The following is a 21,197-nucleotide window of genomic DNA, read 5'->3' on the forward strand; positions in this document are numbered from 1 at the left end:
GCGTCGAGGGTCTGATAGCTGGCTTGTCCCCCGCCGCTTCGGACTTGGACAAAGGCCTTATCCCCTCTCCGGGCCTTTGTCCCCATTTTAAAGCCGCCATAGCCAGACCTCCAGGCTATGGCGGCTTTGTTTTGCTGCTCTATCTTTCGAACATAGCCTGCGATGAAGCATTTGTGATGCGTCGTATGCGATTTGTTGCAATGTTTCATCGAGTTTTCTGCGACTAATTGAGAAGATGGGAATTAATCGAATGGACTCGGGAGCTTACCTTGCCAGCCAGCTGGCCAAGGGCTTCGCTCGTTCGCTCCAGCAGCGCGCGGCGCGGCTCGGCTTTTCGCCCGGGCAATTCCCCGTTCTTCTCGAACTCTGGGCCGAGGACGGGCTGACGCAGAAGCAGTTGCTGGCCCGCGTCGACATCGAACAGGCGACGATGGCGAACACGCTTGCGCGCATGGCGCGCGACGGGTTGATCGATCGTCGTCCGCATCCGTCCGACAAGCGCGCGCAGCTGATCTTTCTCACGGACAAGGCCAAAGGCATGGAAGACGACGCCATCGAGGCGGCGCGTGAAGCGGACCTGGCCCTGTTTCAGGGCTTCAAGAGCTTCGAGCGCGAACTGACGCTCGAGTACATCCGCCGCCTGCTCGACAATGCCAAGAAGCTGTAATCGACACTGTTCCGCCGCCGTTATGGTCGAACTCCTCCGCATGCGCTGAAAAGAACTCTCGCCCGCCGCCAGCTATTCGTGCTCTCGTCCCCCGGGTGTGTCTGACGCGCCCATCTCTCGCCATTGGCTCCCTGCCTGCTTTTTCGTCTCGAAAGCGACCGGCCTTTGGTCTATCGTCCCGCCGAATTTCAAAAGGAGTCGAAAATGACTGACGTAATGCCGGTGCTGTCGCGTGCGGACCAGAATTTGACATCGAGCCTCGACAAGCTGTTCGAGCTGTTGCGGATCAAGTCGATTTCCACCGACCCGGCCTACAAGGCCGAGTGCCGCAAGGCGGCTGAATGGCTGGTTTCCTATCTCGAGACCCTGGGTTTCGAGGCGTCCGTGCGTAACACGCCCGGCCACCCCATGGTCGTGGCCCATCACGCCGGCGCAAGCGCCGACGCCCCGCATGTGCTGTTCTACGGCCACTACGACGTGCAGCCAGTCGATCCGATCGAGCTCTGGGAGAATGATCCCTTCGAACCGTCGATCAAGGATGTCGGCAACGGCCGGAAGATCCTGACGGGCCGCGGCACCGCCGACGACAAAGGCCAGTTGATGACTTTCGTCGAGGCCTGCCGTGCCTACAAGGAAGTCAAGGGTGCACTGCCTTGCCGCATCACCATCCTCTTCGAAGGCGAAGAGGAATCGGGTTCGCCGTCGTTGAAGCCTTTTCTTGAGGCCAACGCCGCGGAATTGAAGGCGGACTATGCGCTCGTGTGTGACACCAGCATGTGGGATCGCGATACGCCGGCAATCGCAGCAGCCCTTCGTGGTCTTGTCGGCGAGGAAATCGTCGTGACGGCCGCCGACCGCGATCTGCATTCCGGCTTGTTCGGCGGTGCCGCGGCGAACCCGATCCATATCCTGACTGCCGCGCTTGCCGGACTGCACGATGACACCGGCCGCATCACCCTTGAAGGCTTCTACGACGGCGTCGAGGAAACGCCTGCCAATATCAAGGCATCCTGGGAAACGCTCGGCAAAACGGCGGAAACCTTCCTGGGCGAGGTCGGCCTGTCGATCCCGTCGGGCGAAAAGGACCGGTCGGTTCTCGAGCTCACATGGGCGCGTCCGACCGCCGAGATCAACGGCATCTGGGGCGGCTACACCGGTGAGGGCTTCAAGACGGTGATCGCAGCCAAGGCTTCGGCCAAGGTTTCCTTCCGCCTCGTCGGGACCCAGGATCCGAACGCCATCCGCGAAAGCTTCCGCAGCTACGTCCGCTCGAAAATCCCGGCGGACTGCTCGGTCGACTTCCATCCGCATGGCGGTTCGCCGGCCATCCACCTCTCATATGATTCGCCGGTGCTGACGAAGGCCAAGAATGCGCTCTCCGACGAGTGGCCGAAACCGGCCGTGGTGATCGGCATGGGCGGATCGATCCCGATCGTCGGCGACTTCCAGAAGATGCTCGGCATGGAGTCGCTGCTTGTCGGCTTCGGTCTCAGCGATGATCGCATTCACTCGCCGAACGAGAAGTACGAACTCGCTTCCTACCACAAGGGCATCCGTTCTTGGATCCGCATCCTGGAAGCGTTGGCCAAATAGGCTGGAAAAGCGTTCGTCTTTGAACGCCAGAAAAACAAAAAGGCCGGAACGAGCCGGCCTTTCGTCATCCGCTTCACTTCGATGCCAGTACATCCGTGGTCAAGGAGGAAGCGAATGTTGCAGCCAGACTGATCGGGAAAGGTTAACCAACGGTTAACGCGGAGCCTCGATCAGGACGGTGGAAGCGGCAACGTTGCTGGCGCGCACAGCTTTCCATCGGCTGCAATATGTTGGTTCGCACGTCGGAATGCCGAGCGCGCGTTTCAAGTAGATGTGTTGCATTTTTGAATTTTGAAGCGCCCACGCGTTCAAGTCAGGTTCATCGGCGCGGACTACAAATCATTGAAAGAAAAGGTGATTGAGCTGAAATCGGCGCGAGGCGACGAACGCCGAAGCCGTGCCCGGGCGCTTGCGCACCTTTTCGGAAAACACAAGCGGCGCGGTCTCCAGCGTCGTCAGAGGAGTTGAAACGTGAAGTCCATCTTGATGAAGGCCGCTGCAGCGGCCGCCCTCTTGCTCGCGCCGGCGATTGCCGAGGCGGCAGAGGGATATGCGACAGCCAACGTCAACATGCGGGCCGGACCAAGCACGCAATATCCCGCTGTAACCGTCATTCCGGCCGGTGAATCGGTGGAAATCCATGGCTGCCTCGCCGATGTGCCTTGGTGCGACGTGGAGTTCTACGGTGGGCGCGGCTGGGTCGCAGGTCGCTATGTGCAGGCGCTCTACCAGAGCCGTCGCGTCTATGTGGGTCCGGAATATTACCGTCCCCTCGGAATCCCGACCGTGGTCTTCAGCGTCGGAAATTACTGGGACCGCTATTACCGCGGTCGCGATTTCTATCGGGAGCGCGATCGTTGGCGTCGCAATCCTGTTTACGATCGCCCGCCCGCTGTCGTTCGCCCGGTGCGGCCGCCAGAATTCGACGGAAACCCCGGCCCCGGCCGTCCACGACCCGATTTTGATCAGGGTCCCGATCGGAGGCCCGATGGAAACCGCGGACCGGACCGTCGTCCCGAGCAACCGAATTTCGACCGCGGCCCCGGCCGCCAGGATTTCCAGGGACGGCCCCATGACAATCGTCCGGATTTCCAGCGCCCGCCGCAGGGCAACGACGATGGGAACTGGCGTCGCGGCGGTGAGGGCCGTCGTGGGCCTCCACGCTGCCCGCCGGGTGATCCGGCCTGCGGCAACCAGCAGTGACGCATCGGGGCGGCCGCGAGACCGCCCTTTATATTGGGGAGATGAGAAGGCCCGGCGCTCTGGGAGAGACACCGGGCCTGATCGCGATCGGCGCGTTTGAGGGGGAGACGGCCGACCTTTAGCGAAACGTGTAGGGCGTGTTTCGCTAGGGCGTTAATCCACCAGCTCGCTAATGGTTCCCTGTTACCAGAGAGAAACGGAACGCTGCCGACCGGCGAGGAGGTCGCGCAATTCCGCGAACGGGCCGTGAAGCATCTTCAGGCGGCTCTCTTCCATTTTTGTCAGCCGGTAGCGGCGTGCAAACTCGTGCACGTCCCAGACTTCACGCAGCTTGAATTCTTCGCTTTTGGTAATGTCGATGGTCATGGATGCCTACATATTGCGCATGCTGCGCTAATCTCAGGCGCAATTCGGCGTGCTATACGTCAGATTTGTGACAGTCGCAACGAATGGCAGCCATGCCAAAAAAGCGGGGCTTGGTAAACGAATTATAACAAAGCCCAGGCTGAGCGGCCCGGGCCTTGCTGTCTTAATCAGCGCCAATCGCGTCCGCGCACCCACGGTGGCGGGCGATCCCATCCGTAGGATCGCTCATAGCGCCAGTCATGGCGCGGCGGGCCGCCCCATCCGTAGCGGCGATCGGCGCGCCAGCCGTAACGCGGCGGTGGCGGTCGGTCCCAGTTCGGCCGGCAATTGCCCCACCGGGTCAGGTGATAGCCGCGCCCGCAGGCGTAATCGACGAGTACCGTATTCTTGGCCGCAACGCCGTTCAGCGGCGCGACCGGCATCGCTTCAGTCGCGGTAACGCCAAATCCACACATGGCGATCGCAGCTGCAATCATTCTCATACGCATCTCTGCACCTCTGTTATGCAAGTCCCTTGCACATGGATTAGAGAGCCGGTTCGGTGAACGGGGGCTGAACCAAATTTGACATTGTTGGGGCAAGGGCGGGCCGGTCTAGCCACTTCTTAACCACCCCTTAAATCGCCGCATTTAAAGTTCAACCGGGCGGAGAACCGTTTGGCAAAGCACGGTTTCTGCGGCGTCGCCGCGCAAGGAGCGAAGAAGGGGCGTACCGGTACTAGATGGCGGGCAGAGGCAAATCACGCGACAGGATCGAACCTTCCTTCGGCGGTCGCGACGACCGCGACGATGATGACGATTTTTCGCTCGACGCCGATGACCGTGTCGTCAGGGGACGTTCGACCAAGCGATCGCCGTCAAAATCGTCTCGCGCGCGCCAACCCGAAAGACGCAGACGTGGTCGTCGCGAACGCGAGGGTGGAAGCTTCTTCGGCTTCATTCGTCGCATCCTCTACTGGTGCATCGTTTTCGGCATCTGGGCCGGGATCGGCGTGGCTGGCCTCGTCGTCTACTACGGGTCGCGCATGCCGAGCGCCAGCACCTGGGCCATTCCGGATCGCCCGCCGAACGTCAAGATAACTGCCGTCGATGGCAGCGTCATCGCCAATCGCGGCACGACGGGCGGCGAAGCGCTCGCGCTCGAAGACATGTCGCCCTACATCCCGGAAGCGATCGTCGCCATTGAAGACCGCCGCTTCTATTCGCATTTCGGCGTGGATCCCCTTGGCCTCGCACGCGCCCTCGTCACCAACCTGACGACCGGCCACATGGTTCAGGGCGGCTCGACGCTGACACAGCAGCTTGCAAAGAACCTTTTCCTGTCGCCGGACCGCACGCTTGAGCGTAAGGTGCAGGAAGTCCTGCTCGCGCTATGGCTGGAGCAGAAATACACCAAGGACCAGATCCTTGCGATGTACCTCAACCGCGTCTTCTTCGGCTCGAACGCCTATGGCGTCGAAGCGGCCTCGCGTCGCTACTTCAACAAGTCCGCACGCGACGTGAACCTCGGTGAAGCAGCCCTTCTTGCCGGACTCGTCAAGGCGCCGTCGCGGCTGTCGCCGGCGCGCGATCCCGAGGCCGCCAATGCCCGCGCGCAGGTGGTCCTGCAGACGATGCGCGAGCAAGGCTATATCACCGACGACGAGGTGAAGACCGCGATGTCGCAGACGCCAGCCAAGGCGAAGCGCTACTGGTCGGGCGCCGGCCACTATGTCGCGGATATGGTCATGGACCAGCTCCCTGGCCTGATCGGCGACGTCAAGGAAGACATCGTCGTCGATACGACGATCGACAAGACGCTGGAGAAGCGCGCGGAGCAGTCGCTGAACGATGTGCTCGGCAAGGATGGCGCCAAGCTCGATACGTCGCAGGCAGCCCTGGTTTCACTCGATGGCACCGGCGCAATCCGCGCGCTCGTCGGCGGCAGGGATTATGCCGACAGCCAGTTCAACCGCGCCGTCACCGCCAAGCGCCAGCCGGGCTCGTCCTTCAAGCCGTTCGTCTATGCAGCGGCGTTGGAAAAAGGTCTGACGCCGTTTTCGGTGTTCAACGACGCGCCGATCCGCATCGGCGATTGGACGCCTGAGAACTACGAGAAGAAGTACAATGGCGAAGTGACGCTCGCGACGGCGCTTGCAAAGTCGCTGAACACCGTCGCGGCCCAGTTGGTCATGTATGACGGGCCGGACCAGGTGATCAAGCTCGCGCACCGCCTCGGCATCGAATCGGAACTGCAGCCCAATGCCTCGATCGCTCTTGGTACGTCGGAAGTGTCGCTGACCGAGCTCACCGGCGCCTATGCCGCCTTCATGAATGGCGGCTACAAGGCGACGCCGCATGTGATCCGACGCGTAACGACGGCTGACGGCAGCAAGGTGCTCTACGAAAATACCTACGACAACCCGCCCCGTGTCCTGTCGGAAGCGATTGCCGCCAACATGAACACGATGATGATGGGCGTCATCAACCAGGGAACGGGCAAGAGCGCCAAGCTTTCCGGTTGGCAGGCCGCGGGCAAGACCGGCACGACCCAGAATTCGCGCGACGCGCTCTTCGTCGGCTTCACCAGCAACCTCACAACCGGCGTCTGGTTTGGCAACGACGATGGCAAGCCGATGAAGAAGGTGACGGGCGGCGGCTTGCCGGCCAAGGCCTGGCAGGAATTCATGGTCGCCGCGCACAAGGGACTGTCGCCGGCGCCACTGTTCGGCAACGGGCAATTCATGGCTGATCCGGCAGCCAATCCCGGCTTCGGCGACCAGCCGATGGCGTCTGCGGAGCCCGGTATGGCGCCGCCGCTTGAAGAGCCGACGACAATCGGCAGCATTCTCTCCGGTGTCTTTGGTGAAAGCGCCGAGCGCTATCCACAGGCGAATGACCGGCCAAGACGCCAGCCGATCGCCCCGGTCAATGGCGGTCCGGTGCCGCCCGCCGACATCGCCGATGACGGTGGTTATGGCTACGGTGATGCGCTGCCGCCGGGTGATATTGGCGAGCCTGAACCGTCGCCGGCGCACCATCGGAAACGGACGACCTTGCTTGACTTGATCATGGGACAATAGTCGACGGGTTTTGGCCAGAAAAACGCCATCGTCCTGTGCGTGCCAAAATTAGCTGTTGGGCGCTTTTTTTGCCGGTTTTCTGGCTAGTTCTCGCCTTGCAGTCCCGAAAACCGCTCCTTATATACGCGGCATCACCGCAATCACGATTGCGTTAATCTTAAAGACCCATCCCGTAAGGGGCTGTCAGGGAAATGCCTTCTCGGGGTTCCGACAGCTTGCTTCAAGGAGAGAATGACATGGCAAAAGTAATTGGTATCGACCTCGGAACGACAAATTCCTGCGTCGCTGTCATGGACGGCAAGGACGCGAAGGTCATTGAGAACGCCGAAGGTGCGCGCACGACGCCTTCGATCGTAGCATTTTCCGAAGATGGCGAACGCCTCGTCGGTCAGCCGGCCAAGCGCCAGGCAGTCACCAACCCCACGGATACGCTGTTCGCAGTGAAGCGCCTCATCGGCCGCCGCTACGACGATCCGACGGTTGAAAAGGACAAGGCTCTCGTTCCTTTCGAGATCACCAAGGGCGACAACGGCGACGCATGGGTCAAGGCCCGCGGCACCGGCTATTCGCCTGCCCAGATCTCCGCGATGATCCTTCAGAAGATGAAGGAAACCGCTGAATCCTATCTCGGTGAAAAGGTCGAAAAGGCCGTCATCACCGTTCCCGCATACTTCAACGACGCACAACGCCAGGCAACCAAGGATGCCGGCAAGATCGCTGGCCTCGAAGTTCTGCGCATCATCAACGAGCCGACGGCGGCAGCCCTTGCCTACGGTCTCGACAAGAAGGACGGCAAGACCATCGCCGTTTACGACTTGGGTGGCGGTACCTTCGATATCTCGATCCTCGAAATCGGCGACGGCGTCTTCGAAGTGAAGTCCACCAACGGCGATACCTTCCTCGGCGGTGAAGACTTCGACATGCGTCTCGTCGAATACCTCGTTGCCGAGTTCAAGAAGGACAACGGCATCGACCTCAAGGGCGACAAGCTGGCTCTGCAGCGCCTCAAGGAAGCTGCCGAAAAGGCAAAGATCGAACTGTCGTCCTCGCAGCAGACCGAAATCAACCTGCCGTTCATCACCGCTGATGCAACCGGCCCGAAGCACCTGACGCTGAAGCTGACCCGCGCCAAGCTCGAAAGCCTGGTCGAGGATCTGATCCAGCGCACGATCGCACCGTGCAAGGCTGCTCTCAAGGATGCCGGCGTCACGCCAGCCGAGATCGACGAAGTCGTTCTCGTCGGTGGCATGAGCCGCATGCCGAAGGTCCAGGAAGTCGTCAAGCAGCTGTTCGGCAAGGAGCCACACAAGGGCGTCAACCCTGACGAAGTCGTGGCACTCGGCGCAGCCATCCAGGCTGGCGTTCTGCAGGGCGACGTCAAGGACGTTCTGCTTCTCGACGTAACCCCGCTGTCCCTCGGCATCGAGACCCTCGGTGGCGTCTTCACCCGTCTGATCGAGCGTAACACGACGATCCCGACGAAGAAGTCGCAGACCTTCTCGACCGCCGACGACAACCAGCAGGCCGTCACCATCCGCGTTTCGCAGGGCGAGCGCGAAATGGCTGCCGACAACAAGCTGCTCGGTCAGTTTGACCTCGTTGGCCTGCCGCCGGCACCGCGTGGCGTTCCGCAGATCGAAGTCACCTTCGACATCGACGCGAACGGCATCGTGCAGGTTTCGGCCAAGGACAAGGGCACCGGCAAGGAACAGCAGATCCGTATCCAGGCTTCTGGTGGTCTCTCCGACGCCGACATCGAAAAGATGGTCAAGGACGCCGAAGCCAATGCCGAAGCCGACAAGAAGCGCCGCGAGGCCGTGGAAGCCAAGAACCAGGCTGAAAGCCTGATCCACTCCACGGAAAAGTCGCTGAAGGATTATGGTGACAAGGTTTCCGAGGCCGACCGCACCGCGATCTCCGATGCGATCGCTGCTCTGAAGTCTGCCGTCGAAGCAACCGAGCCGGATGCTGAAGACATCAAGGCAAAGACCCAGACCCTCATGGAAGTCTCCATGAAGCTCGGTCAGGCGATCTACGAAGCACAGCAGGCTGAAGGCGGTGCGGCAGCAGACGCATCCGCGGAAGCCGGCGACGACAATGTCGTCGATGCCGACTACGAAGAAGTCAAGGACGACGACCGCAAGAAGTCCGCCTAAGCGAGACGAGACGGTCTAGCTTGAAACTGACGTTCCGGCTGCCCACCACGGCAGCCGGAAAACCATTTCCGGGGTCTAATCCTTAATGGCAAAAGCCGATTTTTACGAAACGCTGGGTGTCGCCAAGACGGCGGACGAAAAAGAGCTGAAAAGCGCCTTCCGCAAACTCGCCATGAAGTACCATCCGGACAAGAATCCGGGCGACCACGACGCCGAGCGCAAGTTCAAGGAAATCAACGAAGCCTACGAAATGCTCAAGGATCCGCAGAAGCGTGCGGCCTATGACCGATATGGTCACGCTGCCTTCGAGCATGGCGGCATGGGCGGCGGCGGCATGGGCGGCGGCTTTGGCGGCGGCGGATTTTCCGACATTTTCGAGGATATCTTCGGCGAGATGATGGGCGGCGGCCGCCAGCGGCAGCGCTCTTCGGGCGGCCGCGAGCGTGGCGCCGATCTTCGCTACAACATGGAAATTTCGCTGGAGGAGTCCTTCTCCAGCAAGACGGCGCAGATCCGCGTGCCAACTTCGATCACTTGCGACGTCTGCTCCGGCTCGGGTGCGAAACCCGGCACGCAGCCGAAGACCTGCGGCACTTGCCAGGGCTCGGGTCGCGTGCGCGCTGCCCAGGGCTTCTTCTCGATCGAACGGACCTGCCCGACCTGTCATGGTCGTGGCACGATCATTCCCGATCCGTGCACGAAGTGCCATGGCCAGGGCCGCGTCACCGAAGAGCGTTCGCTGTCCGTGAACATTCCGGCCGGTATCGAAGACGGCACCCGCATCCGCCTGCAGGGCGAGGGCGAAGCCGGCATGCGCGGCGGTCCGGCGGGCGATCTTTACATCTTCCTGTCGGTGAAGCCGCATGAGTTTTACCAACGTGACGGCGCCGACCTCTACTGCACCATTCCGATCTCGATGACGACGGCGGCACTCGGCGGCACCTTTGACGTGGCGACGCTCGATGGCACGAAGTCGCGTGTGACGGTGCCCGAAGGCACGCAGGCCGGCAAGCAGTTCCGCCTGAAGGGCAAGGGCATGCCGGTGCTCCGTTCGCCGCAGACGGGCGACCTCTATATCCAGATCCAGATCGAGACTCCACAGAAGCTGACAAAGCGCCAGCGCGAACTTCTCCAGGAGTTCGAGCAGCTCTCCTCGAAGGAGAACAATCCGGAATCGACCGGGTTCTTCGCGCGCATGAAGGAATTCTTCGAGGGCTGATCGACCCTATATGAAATGTAACAAAGGCCCGATTGCTGCTGCAGCCGGGCCTTTGTTGTTTGCTTCGTCAGGTCGCCTACGCAGGGTTGTCTCAACGTTCGAACGTCAAAAACACCTTATTATCCCGGGTCGACCGAATGAATGGTGGGACATTGAGATAATAAAAGGCTAAATTAGTGTGACGAAAACCGTACAGCGTCGAGGGACACTTGGAACGCCGTCTCGCAGCCATCCTCGCAATCGACATCGTCGGCTATGGCCGGTTGATGGGCATAGATGAATCCGGAACGCTAAGTGCGGTGAAAACCTGCCGCACGGAGCTGCTCAATCCGAAGATTGCACAGCACCGCGGACGCATCGTCAAGCTGACCGGCGATGGCATGCTGGCGGAATTCTCCAGCATCGTGAATGCTGTCGCCTGCGCCGATGAGGTGCAGCGAGAGGCCGCGCAACGAAACCTGTCGGTGCTCGAAGACAAACGTATCGAATTTCGGATCGGCATCCATCTCGGCGACGTCATTGTCGAGGAGGGCGATATCTTCGGGGACGGCGTCAATGTTGCTGCGCGGCTGGAGGCGCTGGCTGAGCCAGGAGGCATTGCCGTTTCGGCCACCGTCAAGGACCATGTCGGCTCACGGCTCGACCTGTCCTTCGAGGATCGCGGGGAACACCGCCTCAAGAACATCAAGGAACCGGTCCGGGTCTATATGATTTCGCCGCAGCGGGCGCTGCCACTGAAAGTGAACAAGGCGGCTTTGACCGCAGCCCGAAAAAAGCACAAGCAGCTTGTCGCCGTGCTGCCCTTCACTAACATGAGCGGCGATGCCGAGCAGGAGTATTTTTCCGACGGCATCACCGAGGACATCATCACCGACCTCTCGAAGGTGTCGAACCTCTACGTGGTCGCCCGCAACACCGCCTTCACCTACAAGGGCAAGTCCGTGCAGGTGAAGCAGGTGGCGTCGGAACTCGGTGTCGACTTCGTTCTCGAGGGGAGCGTGCGCAAGGTCGGCCAGCGCGTCCGCATCACCGGACAGCTGATCGATGCGAGAAATGGCGGGCACCTTTGGGCGGACCGCTTCGATCGCGACCTCACCGATATTTTCGCGATCCAGGACGAGATCACCCACGCAATCGTCGATCAACTCAAGATCAAGCTGCTACCCGAGGAGAGGCAGGCGATCGCAGCCGAGCCGACAAGCAATGTCGAGGCCTACACCTATTATCTGCGTGGACGACAGCTGTCTCACACCTGGACAAGGCCCTATCTACTTCTGGCCCGGCGCATGTTTGCAACGGCCGTTGCGTTGGATCCGGAATATGCCCGTGCCTATGCCGGCATGGCGGATTGCGAGTCGGCGCTGCGCGATTGGCATGCGGGTGAGTTTACACTGCAGGGGATACTCAATCTGAGCGCCAAGGCGCTGGCGCTCGATCCGAATCTTGCCGAGGCGCATGCGTCGCGCGGACTGGCGCTGCACCAGGACGGGCGAGACGAGGAGGCTCTTGTCGAGTTCGAAAAGGCGCTGGCGCTGGAGCCCGATCTCTATGAAGCGAATTTCCACTATGGTCGCTTCCTTTTCATGGAGGGCAAGTTCGAGGGGGCAATCACCTTCTTCACTAGGGCGGCCGAGATCCGCCCCGACGACTATCTCTCGCCCATTCATCTGATGAGCGCATGCCGGTCGCTTGATCTCGAGGAGGAGCGAGCGCATTGGGCGCGCGTCTGCATCGAGCGTGCGGAAGAGGCCTTGGAGAGGCATCCGGAAAACTCGGGGCCGGCCCATCGCGGTGCGCTCGCATTGGCTCACATGGGCGATGCGGAACGCGCTAAGGAGTGGGTCAAGCGCGCGCAGATGATTGATCCGGATGACATCGTTGCGCAATACAACATCGCGTGTGTCTATGCTTTGTTGGACGAATGCGACGCCGCACTCGATCTGTTGGAAGAACTGCTGCCGCAATCGTCCTGCTATCACATCCTATGGTTCAAGCATGATTCGGACCTCGATTCGGTGCGCGATCACCCGCGGTTCGAGAAAATGCTGGATGCGATCGCGGCATGCTCGGCCTCGCTGGAGTACCGGGTCGCGTCAGAATAGCGCCGGCGCTTGCCGGGTGTTCCATTATGAAACAAGCAAAAATGCACGTCTGCCTTGCGTTAACGCAGGCAGTGAATGCCGCTTTGCAAATAGAAGCAAAGCGGCCAGTATCCTTTCGGGGATCAACCAAAAACAAGGGCAACTTCCATGACGGCAGCAGCCACTTCTTTTTCTTTGCAGTCCGATGATGTCGATGTGCTCGCCGGCGCGCTCTATTCCTGGTGTGCCGAGCGCAACATCAAGCTGCGCAGCCAGCAGGGACTTTCCATCGCGAGCATCGCGATCGATCTCTACCATGCTGGCCATCGGACGCAGGACGACTTGCTCATCGCGCTTCACGCGTGCGAGCACTGACCGACAGGGTTCAGCGCAAAGCCTCGATGTAGCTTTCACCGGTCATGATCGACAAGATGGTCTTGACGGCCTCCTTGCCTGCCGCAGAGCGAAGCTTGTCATAGTGCAGGGCAAGCTCATAGGCTTCGGGGCTCAGCCCTGGCCGCGCTGATCCGTCAGACGGGTTGGCGCCCTCGAACAGTTCCGAAATATCAACGCCCAGAAAAACCGCGATCTGGTGAAGCTTGCTTGCGGATACGCGGTTGGTGCCTTTCTCGTATTTCTGAATTTGTTGAAAAGTCAGCCCCAGCGCCTCGCCCAGTTCCAGCTGCGATATGCGTCGTTTGGCCCTCAGTGTCCGTACATTTTTACCAACAATAATATCTACCGGATCTGGCACCGTTATGTTCCCTTATAAATGCAATCAATACGCATAGTACTATGCCCGCCTTCCATAATATCTCAATCCCATGAGTTGTAAATTTCAACCCGCTTTTGTTATGGTTTTTTGCCCAATAATCATACACTTTCGGCGTAGATGTAGACTGTAGCGTGCACGTTATTTCCGATGCCAGCTAAAGGCGGTGCACGTACGCGAAGCTGTGCGTCGTTTTACTTGCCGCGGCCATGCGTCAATTCACTGGCTTCCATGCCTGTGAAAACTTGACCGACGCGCCGGCAGCCTCTATTTTAGAATAATTCTAAAATTGAGGTTGTCATGCTGTCCAGGCTTTTTTGGTCCTCCAAGCGCTCGTTCGATTCTTTGTCGGAACAGGAAATACTCGCACTCGCCATTGGGGCCGAAGAGGAGGACGCGCGCATCTATCTCGCCTACGCCGACATGCTGCGCAGCAACTATCCCGCGTCCGCTAAAATTTTCGAAGAGATGGCCGAGGTCGAGGACACCCATCGCAAGTCCCTGATCGAAATCTATCGCCAGCGGTTCGGTGAACGCATCACGCTCATTCGCCGGGAACATGTTCAGGGTTTCTATGAGCGCAAACCCGACTGGCTGCGACGCAACCTGTCGCTCGAGAAAATCCGCGGTCAAGCCGAAGCGATGGAGCAGCAGGCCTATCGCTTCTATGTCGAAGCGGCACGGCGCGTCACGGACGCGCAGACCCGGCAGTTGCTCGGTGACCTCGCCTTGGCGGAGCAGGGCCATGAGGACATTACTCACATGCTCGTCGACAAGCACACGCCGGCCGACGTCAAGGCGGAGGAAGATCACGCTGCCCGCCGCCAACTGGTGCTCACCTATGTGCAACCCGGCCTTGCCGGCTTGATGGATGGCTCGGTATCGACCTTGGCGCCGATCTTCGCAGCCGCCTTTGCGACCCAGAACACCTGGCAGACCTTCCTTGTCGGCATGTCCGCCTCGGTTGGCGCCGGTATCTCGATGGGCTTCACAGAAGCGGCACATGACGACGGCAAGATTTCAGGCCGCGGATCGCCGATCAAGCGCGGCATCGCCTGCGGCGTCATGACCGCGCTTGGCGGTCTCGGCCACACCTTGCCCTATCTCATCCCGTACTTCTGGATCGCAACGACGATGGCCGTGATCATCGCGATCTTCGAACTCTGGGCGATTGCCTTCATCCAGAACAGATTTATGGAAACGCCATTCCTGCGCGCTGCCTTCCAGGTGGTCGTGGGCGGCGGTCTCGTTCTCGGTGCCGGCATTCTGATCGGCAATGGATAAAGCGAGCTCCGGCACTACGGAGCGATCGACGCGCTGAATTGATCTGGCGCGCGAATGCACAGGCGATGCGCCGGAATGACGCGCTAGACTAACTGGCGTCGTGCATAAAAAAGGCCGGCGTTTCGCCGGCCTTTTTCGTTCAATCTACTATCGCTTATCGCAAAGCACCGACCAGAACGTCGCGGCCATTTTCGATGGTGACCCAGCGACCGGCATTGTTGCTCGACTGGCGCTTGATGAAGGAGTAGGGCGTGTCGAACCATGGCTTGATGTTGGACGCCAGGTTGTCGAGCACGAAGTCGCCGTTGCTGGTGCGCAGCGTCAGCACGGCATGACCTTCGCCATCGGGCTTGCGGACCACCGTGAGAAGAAGATTAGCCGGCGAAATTCCGCGCTGTATCAGGATGCGGCGCTTCAGCAGGGCGAAGTCCTCGCAGTCGCCTGCGGTCGTCGGATAAGCCCAGACCTCATCCTTGCCGTAGATTTCCTTGTCGGTCATCGGCGTGATGTTGTTGTTGACCATCGTGTTGACGGACCGCACCATTCCCCATTTCCCTTCCGACATCTCGGCCGGCGAGACGTTGCGGTTTGGGCCGCATTCATTGCGATGGCTCTGGCAGAAGTCGTAATGGCCGATCGGCTGGGACGTCGCAGCGCCGGTAACCATCGAGAGATTGTTGGTGGAAGCCGGCGTTGCGGCTGTAGACATAGCAAACATGGCCATCATGGCCACGACGAAACCCTTGATCCGCACGCCCGCTGTTCCCTTGCATCGCCCATGTATTGTTAACAAAAAGTTAACGGACGGAGGCTCGGAGAGTCAATCGTTACTTCTGGGGAAGGTGCTACTACCCGCCAATATGGTTAAAATCCGTTAGGATTTGGCACACATGGATCGTTTGGCCTAGCGGATAAGCCCTTTGACGGCGGCGAGCATGCGCTCGATGTCCTGGGGCCGCGACAGCCGGTGATCGCCATCACGCACGAAGGTCAGCACGACGTCGTCGGCGGGGAGATGCTCCACGAGCTTCATAGCGTGCTGATAGGGAACGTCCGGATCCTTCATCCCCTGCAGGATATGGACCGGGCAGCCGGTCTCGATGATGCCGTTGAGCACGCTGTTGTCGCGCCCGTCCTCTATCAGGGTTCGCGTATAGATGTTTGGCTCGGGGCTGTAGGCCGACCGCTCTTCGAAGTAGCCGCGCTCGGCCAGCGAGGCCTTCTCCTTCTTCGTGAGGTTCGGCTCGATCAGATCGGAGGTGAAGTCGGGAGCCGGCGCAATCAGCACCATGCCCGCGAGCTTCGGCCCGTCCTGCCGCTTGGCGAGTTCCTGCGCCAGCCTGAGCGCAATCCATCCGCCCATCGACGAGCCGACGACGAGGATGCGCTCGGGCGCCGCGTGGAGGATTACCGCAAGCGCCTCCTCGAGCCAGCGCGAGATCGTCCCGTCGGTGAATTTGCCGCCGGACAGGCCGTGGCCGGAATAGTCGAGGCGCAGGCAGGCAAGGCCGTTTTCGGCCGCGAACCTGTCCAGCTCCACCGCCTTGCTGCCGCTCATGTCAGAGCGGTATCCGGAGAGCCAGACGAGGGTTGGGCCGGCCGTTTGGCCAGGTTGGCTGCGCGCAATATAGGCGATCTCGCGCGCAGCTTCGCCCTGTCCGACGGTAAGATATTGTTGGTTGTAAGTGAGATTTGCGTCAGACATCGCGGAACTCCAGTTGTTTTGGCCTATAAAACAGATTCTTGACAGGCTGACAGCAGGTGATTTTTCCGCTAAAGGATGGTACCGACTCCGTTGCAGCAATGGTGAAACGACATTTGTACTTCCGTCATCGGGAGTGCCCGGGCTGCAGCGATCCGAAACAACGCGAGGAGAATACGACCATTCGCAGACCCTTTAAAGCCGACGCGCCCGTAAAGGAAGGGCCGCGCTCGAACCGGGAAATTCGCATCCCCCGAGTTCAGCTGATTGATGCTGAAGGACAGAACTTGGGTGTTGTGCCCACCGACCAGGCCCTGAAAATGGCTGAGGAAGCCGGCCTCGACCTGGTGGAAATCTCCCCCAATGCCGAACCGCCTGTATGCAAGATCCTCGATCTGGGCAAGCTGAAATATGCCAACCAGAAGAAGGCTGCCGAGGCGCGCAAGAAGCAGAAGATTGTCGAAGTTAAAGAGATCAAGATGCGCCCTAACATCGACACCCATGACTATGAGGTGAAGATGAAGGCGATGGGCCGTTTCTTTGAAGACGGTGACAAGGTCAAGGTGACATTGAAGTTCCGCGGCCGTGAAATGGCGCACCAGGAACTTGGTATGAAGCTGCTGCAGCAGGTGAAGGCCGACACGACCGAATATGCCAAGGTCGAAGCCGAGCCCAAGCTCGAAGGCCGCCAGATGATGATGGTACTCGCGCCGAAGTGAGGCGCGTCGTCACTCTCCAATCAAAGCCGTCCGTAAGGGCGGCTTTTGTATTTTGGGGCTGTGGTCGGACCAATCTGACAGGATGCTGACAAACGCACTCAACAGTCTGTCAGAGAGACTTTGGCAATCTGTTCTCAACAAGAAGAGAGCAGAAGGCAAAGATCATGAAGAAGACCATTTCACACGCGTTATTGGCTTCCGTCGCCGCAATCACGGTGACCTTGTCGCTCCCGACAATGCAGACGTTCACGTCAGGGCATTTTTCGTCGTTGGCATTCGCTCGCGGCGGCAGCGATGATGGCGGTGGAAGCAGCAGCAGCGGCAACAGTGGATCCAGCCATAGCGGTGGCAGTGATGACAACAGCGGCAGCGGGCGTGGCGGTGATGATCATAGCGGTCGCAGCGGTCATGACGACGGCGATGACGATCACGGCCGTGGACGTGGACGCGATGACGGAGCCAACCATGACGCCAATGACGACAATCCTGGCGAGCACCGCGGCGGCCGCAACGACAATCGCCCGGAAGTGACCCTTTCGGTGTCCGAAGCGAGCCTGACGGGACTGCTGAACGGTTCGCTTGTCGCCGTCGATCAACTCGGCCGGCGCCTCGAGGTCGAGGTTGAGCTTGAGCATGGGGCACACGAGGTGATCGCGCATCCTCACAGAGGTGACTTTATTCGAAATCCTGGCGCAATCACCAGCGTCAACATACTTCCCGCTTCGGCGCAATAATCTGCCCGGCGCGGTCTTCCGGCCACCCCTTCGGAAGAAGGAACTCCGCCGCGCCCCGGCGGAGTTCCTGGTTTATCGGAGCCTTGTCTGGTCGCGATAAAGTGTTCAGTGTAGGTTCCGCGATTGCAGAAGCATTGAGGTACATTGAAGTTCAATGAATAGAAGCCGTCGCAGTTTCATGACGATGTTGATGCTGGCCATAGCGCTCTCTGCGGCCGGCCCGATGTTCGTTTCCCATGCTGAGGCCAAGGATGGTGGCAGCGATGATGGCGGCGGCAGCAGCGGTGGGAGCGGTTCGAGCGGAGGCAGCGGCTCGTCGGGCTCTGGTTCGTCCGGATCCTCGGGTTCCAACTCGGGCAGCGRCAGTTCCAATTCCGGTCGTGGCGGCCACGACGATCACGGGGATGATGACGGCGGCGACGACCACGGCGGAGGCGGAGGCGGCGGTAGCAGCGGCCGCGGCAGTGGCGGCCGGAACACCGATTCCGATCGCGCGCGCGACGCCGTTCGCGAGGGCCGGATCCTGCCGCTGAAGACCGTTCTGCAGCGGATCGACGCAAAACGCTACGGTCGGGTCATCGACGTCAATCTCCATCGATCCATGTTCGGCGATGTGTATCAAGTGAAAGTTCGCGACGGGACGGGCGCGATCAGGACATTGCGAGTCGACGCCCGCAACGGAGCATTGCTGGGAGGGTAGGGGCTATGCGTATCCTGTTGGCGGAGGACGATCCCAATATTTCCGGCCATGTGGTCGAACAGCTTGGGCGGGAAGGCTATCGCGTCGAGGTATTTGCAAGCGGGCCTGCCGTATGGGAAGAGGGCGAGACGGGCGATTACTCAGCCATCATCCTAGACCTCGGATTGCCCGGCATGGATGGCCTGTCGATCCTGAAACGCTGGCGCGGCGCGGGCATCAACACGCCGGTTCTTGTTCTCACTGCCCGCGGCTCGTGGATGGAGCGTGTCGACGGCTTTGATGCGGGAGCCGATGACTATCTGCCGAAGCCGTTTCGTACCGAGGAGCTGCTGGCTCGCCTGAGAGCGCTCCTGCGGCGCACCGGCGCCATCGCATCGCGCGTCAAATCCGCCAACCGCTTCACTCTCGATGAAAGCGCAAGGCGCGTCACCTTCGATGGACGCGAACTTGATCTCAGTCCGCTCGAATACCGGATGATAGCGCTTTTCATCGGCAAGCCCGGTGAGGTCCTGAGCCCGACCGAACTGGCGAGCCAGGTTCAGGGCCGTGATGACGATGCCGCCAAGAATGCCGTGGAAGCTATGGTGGCGCGGCTGCGCAAGAAGACGGACAGCGACGCCATCGAGACCCGGCGCGGCTTCGGCTATGTTCTTCCGGGGCGACCTCGGTGATCCACTCGCTGCATTTTCGCCTCGCTGCCGGAGCGCTTGTCGCGATCGCGCTGGCGTTGATGCTCGTCTGGGCGGTGCTTAGCCACCTGTTCGCGGATTATCTGGCCGACCAGTATTCCAACGAAATGACGTCGGTGATGGATTCGCTGGCGGCGCGGCTCAGCGTGGAGAATGGCGCTCTTGAATTGAAGAACGAGCCTGCCGACTCGCGCTTCCAGATCCCCGCCGGCGGCCGCTACTGGCAGATCTCTCCCGATGGCAACGAGGAGCCGCTGCGGTCTCGCTCGCTGTGGGACGAGGAGATCACCGCGGATGACCTGTCGAAGGACATGTATTGCGGGTTCCGGGAAACGGACGGGCCGGATGGCTCGCCGCTGCTGGTGTCGATGAAGACGATGGCGCTTGGCGAAGGCGCCGCAAAGAAGAATTTCACCGTCTATGCGGCTTTCTCCAAGCCCGAGATGGAAGCGGCGCTTGAAAGCTATCACCGGCCGTTGCGGCTGATGCTGCTTTCGACCGGCGGCATGCTGCTCCTCGCGGCGTTCTTGCAGGGGTGGGTGGGCTTGCGCCCGCTGGTGCGGCTTCGCGAGCGCGTTGCGGATATCAGGGCCGGCCGCAGCTCACATATCGGCACGCAGGGGCCGAGCGAGGTCAAGCCGCTGGTTCGTGAAATCAACCTGCTGCTCAGCGAGCGGGAGACGGCGATCGAGCGCGCCCGCGCGCGTGCCAGCGACCTCGCCCATGGTTTGAAAACGCCTCTCACGGTGCTGTCTCACCTGGTTGAAGCCTTGCCCGAGGACCAGCGCGAAACGGCTCTGCAACAGATCGAGCTGGTCCGCCAGCGCGCCGACCGACAACTGCAGGCCGCCCGCATGGGAGTGGAGCAAATGGCCACGACGTCGCTGCTCGGCATTGCAGGAAAGCTCGTCAATGTGCTGACGCCTTTCACCGAAGAGAAAGGGATCGACTGGCATCTCGATATCGACCCCGCCCTGACGGTTCAGGCGGACCCCGCGGATATCGCCGAGGCACTCGGCAACGTACTCGACAATGCCGTGCGCTTTGCCAGGACGCGCATCGATCTTTCCGCCGGTCGCTTACAGGATGATGTCGTGCTCAGCGTTTCCGACGATGGACCCGGCGCCGATCCTGGTAGCTACGACCTGATGCTGAAGCGCGGTGTCAGGATCGATGAAGGCACGGCAGGAACTGGGTTAGGGCTGGCGATCTCGGGCGATATCCTTGAGGCTTACGGCGGCAGGCTCGATCTTTCCGCCTCGCGGTGGGGCGGGCTGCAGGTGAAATTGATGCTTCCGGCCATGGCGAGCCGGCCTCCCGCCATTGCTTAGAAGATTCATTGGCCGCCCCGTTGCACTTTTATGACGCTGCGGTTATAAGCGCGCGTCCGAACTGACCGGCAGGGCATGCCGTGGCGGTTTCGAATGCTTGCGGAACGGTTCATCACCGGAGCCGCAGATCAACAACAAACGCTCCCGCACCTTGTTGCGACGGCCGGAAACCGGGCATCGCAAGAAGGCTTCTTTGATGAAGTGCAGGGGGTCCAGAAACGGAGTAGCAAAATGCCCAAGATGAAGACGAAGTCTGCTGCCAAGAAGCGGTTCAAGATCACCGCGACCGGCAAGGTCAAGGCTGCAGCTGCTGGCAAGCGCCATGGCATGATCAAGCGTACCAACAAGTTCATCCGCGATGCACGTGGCACGATGGTTCTCGCAGAACCCGATGGCCGCAAGGTCGTGAAGAACTACCTGCCGAACGGTCTCTAAGACTATTCCGCGAACGCTTTAGATTAAGGAGATCATGAAATGGCACGTGTAAAAAGAGGCGTTACCGCCCACGCCAAGCACAAGAAGGTTCTGAAGGCCGCTAAGGGCTTTTACGGCCGTCGCAAGAACACCATCCGCGCTGCGAAGGCTGCTGTCGATCGTTCGAAGCAGTACGCTTACCGCGACCGCAAGATCAACAAGCGCAACTTCCGCGCCCTCTGGATCCAGCGCATCAACGCCGCTGTCCGCGAATTCGGCCTGACCTACGGCCGCTTCATCGACGGCCTGAACAAGGCTGGCATCGAAGTCGACCGTAAGGTTCTCTCCGACATGGCAATCCATGAGCCTGAAGCATTCGGTGCACTCGTTGCTGCCTCCAAGAAGGCTCTCGAGTACCTGAAGGACGCCGGTACGAAGAACGAGTTTGAAGCAGCCGTCAACTAAGCCGGCGCTGTCAGAGCTTTTGCTTCGATGATTTAGGACCC

21 protein-coding genes are annotated in these 21,197 nt (G+C 60.3%); 15 read left to right on the forward strand and 6 right to left on the reverse strand.

Annotation, left to right across the window (positions count from 1 at the left end):
* Window positions 1–250: 250 nt before the first annotated feature.
* From AC1DPR_RS04090 to AC1DPR_RS04100, 3 genes are all read left to right on the forward strand, one after another.
* On the forward strand, window positions 251–667 hold the full coding sequence (locus tag AC1DPR_RS04090) for a MarR family winged helix-turn-helix transcriptional regulator (protein WP_016552356.1): 417 nt from the start codon (window positions 251–253) through the stop codon (window positions 665–667).
* A 204-nt stretch (window positions 668–871) separates the two neighbouring features.
* Entirely contained in the window at window positions 872–2,260 is a 1,389-nt protein-coding gene (locus AC1DPR_RS04095; RefSeq protein ID WP_018855251.1) for a M20/M25/M40 family metallo-hydrolase, read from the forward strand.
* A gap of 471 nt (window positions 2,261–2,731) precedes the next feature.
* Window positions 2,732–3,463 (forward strand): SH3 domain-containing protein, encoded by a 732-nt coding sequence (locus tag AC1DPR_RS04100; RefSeq protein ID WP_018855249.1) that lies wholly within the window; start codon window positions 2,732–2,734, stop codon window positions 3,461–3,463.
* 183 nt (window positions 3,464–3,646) lie between these two features.
* Here the strand turns inward: AC1DPR_RS04100 and AC1DPR_RS04105 are convergent, their stop codons facing one another.
* Both AC1DPR_RS04105 and AC1DPR_RS04110 read right to left on the reverse strand, forming a co-directional pair.
* Window positions 3,647–3,829 carry a hypothetical protein gene (locus AC1DPR_RS04105; RefSeq protein WP_018855247.1) on the reverse strand — a complete coding sequence of 61 codons (183 nt, stop codon included), beginning with the start codon at window positions 3,827–3,829 and terminating at the stop codon, window positions 3,647–3,649.
* Between the two features lie 167 nt (window positions 3,830–3,996).
* Complete coding sequence (locus AC1DPR_RS04110; protein ID WP_026371524.1) at window positions 3,997–4,317, reverse strand: GCG_CRPN prefix-to-repeats domain-containing protein; 321 nt, start codon at window positions 4,315–4,317, stop codon at window positions 3,997–3,999.
* Window positions 4,318–4,550: 233 nt separating this feature from the next.
* Here AC1DPR_RS04110 and AC1DPR_RS04115 point away from each other — a divergent pair, with 233 nt between their 5' ends.
* The 5 genes from AC1DPR_RS04115 (at window position 4,551) to AC1DPR_RS04135 (ending at window position 12,721) form a co-directional block, all read left to right on the forward strand.
* Window positions 4,551–6,890 carry a transglycosylase domain-containing protein gene (locus AC1DPR_RS04115; protein ID WP_018855245.1) on the forward strand — a complete coding sequence of 780 codons (2,340 nt, stop codon included), beginning with the start codon at window positions 4,551–4,553 and terminating at the stop codon, window positions 6,888–6,890.
* Window positions 6,891–7,126: 236 nt separating this feature from the next.
* Window positions 7,127–9,046: a molecular chaperone DnaK gene (gene dnaK / locus AC1DPR_RS04120; RefSeq protein WP_018855244.1), complete on the forward strand. Its 1,920-nt coding sequence runs from the start codon at window positions 7,127–7,129 to the stop codon at window positions 9,044–9,046.
* Between the two features lie 85 nt (window positions 9,047–9,131).
* Window positions 9,132–10,265 carry a molecular chaperone DnaJ gene (gene dnaJ / locus AC1DPR_RS04125; protein ID WP_018855243.1) on the forward strand — a complete coding sequence of 378 codons (1,134 nt, stop codon included), beginning with the start codon at window positions 9,132–9,134 and terminating at the stop codon, window positions 10,263–10,265.
* 209 nt (window positions 10,266–10,474) lie between these two features.
* The gene (locus tag AC1DPR_RS04130) at window positions 10,475–12,367 is read left to right on the forward strand and encodes a TPR end-of-group domain-containing protein (protein WP_477815787.1); all 1,893 of its coding nucleotides are present in this window, start codon (window positions 10,475–10,477) and stop codon (window positions 12,365–12,367) included.
* A 147-nt stretch (window positions 12,368–12,514) separates the two neighbouring features.
* The gene (locus tag AC1DPR_RS04135) at window positions 12,515–12,721 is read left to right on the forward strand and encodes a hypothetical protein (protein ID WP_018855241.1); all 207 of its coding nucleotides are present in this window, start codon (window positions 12,515–12,517) and stop codon (window positions 12,719–12,721) included.
* A gap of 10 nt (window positions 12,722–12,731) precedes the next feature.
* Here AC1DPR_RS04135 and AC1DPR_RS04140 read toward each other — a convergent pair whose 3' ends face one another.
* Window positions 12,732–13,100, reverse strand: coding sequence for a helix-turn-helix domain-containing protein (locus AC1DPR_RS04140; RefSeq protein ID WP_018855240.1), 369 nt, complete (start codon window positions 13,098–13,100; stop codon window positions 12,732–12,734).
* Between the two features lie 318 nt (window positions 13,101–13,418).
* Between AC1DPR_RS04140 and mbfA the strand changes: the two genes are divergently transcribed.
* The gene (gene mbfA, locus AC1DPR_RS04145) at window positions 13,419–14,402 is read left to right on the forward strand and encodes an iron exporter MbfA (protein WP_477815788.1); all 984 of its coding nucleotides are present in this window, start codon (window positions 13,419–13,421) and stop codon (window positions 14,400–14,402) included.
* Window positions 14,403–14,556: 154 nt separating this feature from the next.
* Here the strand turns inward: mbfA and AC1DPR_RS04150 are convergent, their stop codons facing one another.
* Window positions 14,557–15,156, reverse strand: a complete 600-nt coding sequence (locus tag AC1DPR_RS04150; protein WP_018855238.1) for a transglutaminase-like cysteine peptidase — start codon at window positions 15,154–15,156, stop codon at window positions 14,557–14,559.
* 150 nt (window positions 15,157–15,306) lie between these two features.
* Complete coding sequence (locus tag AC1DPR_RS04155) at window positions 15,307–16,107, reverse strand: alpha/beta hydrolase (protein ID WP_018855237.1); 801 nt, start codon at window positions 16,105–16,107, stop codon at window positions 15,307–15,309.
* Window positions 16,108–16,286: 179 nt separating this feature from the next.
* Here AC1DPR_RS04155 and infC point away from each other — a divergent pair, with 179 nt between their 5' ends.
* Window positions 16,287–16,823 (forward strand): translation initiation factor IF-3, encoded by a 537-nt coding sequence (gene infC / locus AC1DPR_RS04160; protein WP_025658610.1) that lies wholly within the window; start codon window positions 16,287–16,289, stop codon window positions 16,821–16,823.
* Window positions 16,824–17,074: 251 nt separating this feature from the next.
* Here infC and AC1DPR_RS04165 read toward each other — a convergent pair whose 3' ends face one another.
* The gene (locus AC1DPR_RS04165; RefSeq protein WP_477815789.1) at window positions 17,075–17,458 is read right to left on the reverse strand and encodes a hypothetical protein; all 384 of its coding nucleotides are present in this window, start codon (window positions 17,456–17,458) and stop codon (window positions 17,075–17,077) included.
* Window positions 17,459–17,711: 253 nt separating this feature from the next.
* Here AC1DPR_RS04165 and AC1DPR_RS04170 point away from each other — a divergent pair, with 253 nt between their 5' ends.
* The 5 genes from AC1DPR_RS04170 to rplT all read left to right on the forward strand — a co-directional run bounded on the left by AC1DPR_RS04170 (window position 17,712) and on the right by rplT (window position 21,156).
* Window positions 17,712–18,257 carry a PepSY domain-containing protein gene (locus tag AC1DPR_RS04170; RefSeq protein WP_477815790.1) on the forward strand — a complete coding sequence of 182 codons (546 nt, stop codon included), beginning with the start codon at window positions 17,712–17,714 and terminating at the stop codon, window positions 18,255–18,257.
* A 5-nt stretch (window positions 18,258–18,262) separates the two neighbouring features.
* The gene (locus AC1DPR_RS04175) at window positions 18,263–18,928 is read left to right on the forward strand and encodes a response regulator transcription factor (RefSeq protein ID WP_018855233.1); all 666 of its coding nucleotides are present in this window, start codon (window positions 18,263–18,265) and stop codon (window positions 18,926–18,928) included.
* Window positions 18,925–20,277 carry an ATP-binding protein gene (locus tag AC1DPR_RS04180; protein WP_018855232.1) on the forward strand — a complete coding sequence of 451 codons (1,353 nt, stop codon included), beginning with the start codon at window positions 18,925–18,927 and terminating at the stop codon, window positions 20,275–20,277. The genes AC1DPR_RS04175 and AC1DPR_RS04180 overlap by 4 nt, the downstream gene beginning before the upstream one ends.
* A 231-nt stretch (window positions 20,278–20,508) precedes the next feature.
* Window positions 20,509–20,712, forward strand: coding sequence for a 50S ribosomal protein L35 (gene rpmI / locus AC1DPR_RS04185; protein WP_007529267.1), 204 nt, complete (start codon window positions 20,509–20,511; stop codon window positions 20,710–20,712).
* A gap of 39 nt (window positions 20,713–20,751) precedes the next feature.
* On the forward strand, window positions 20,752–21,156 hold the full coding sequence (gene rplT / locus AC1DPR_RS04190) for a 50S ribosomal protein L20 (protein WP_007798644.1): 405 nt from the start codon (window positions 20,752–20,754) through the stop codon (window positions 21,154–21,156).
* Window positions 21,157–21,197 lie beyond the last annotated feature (41 nt).

Source organism: Rhizobium sp. 01T417 (genome assembly GCF_056398905.1).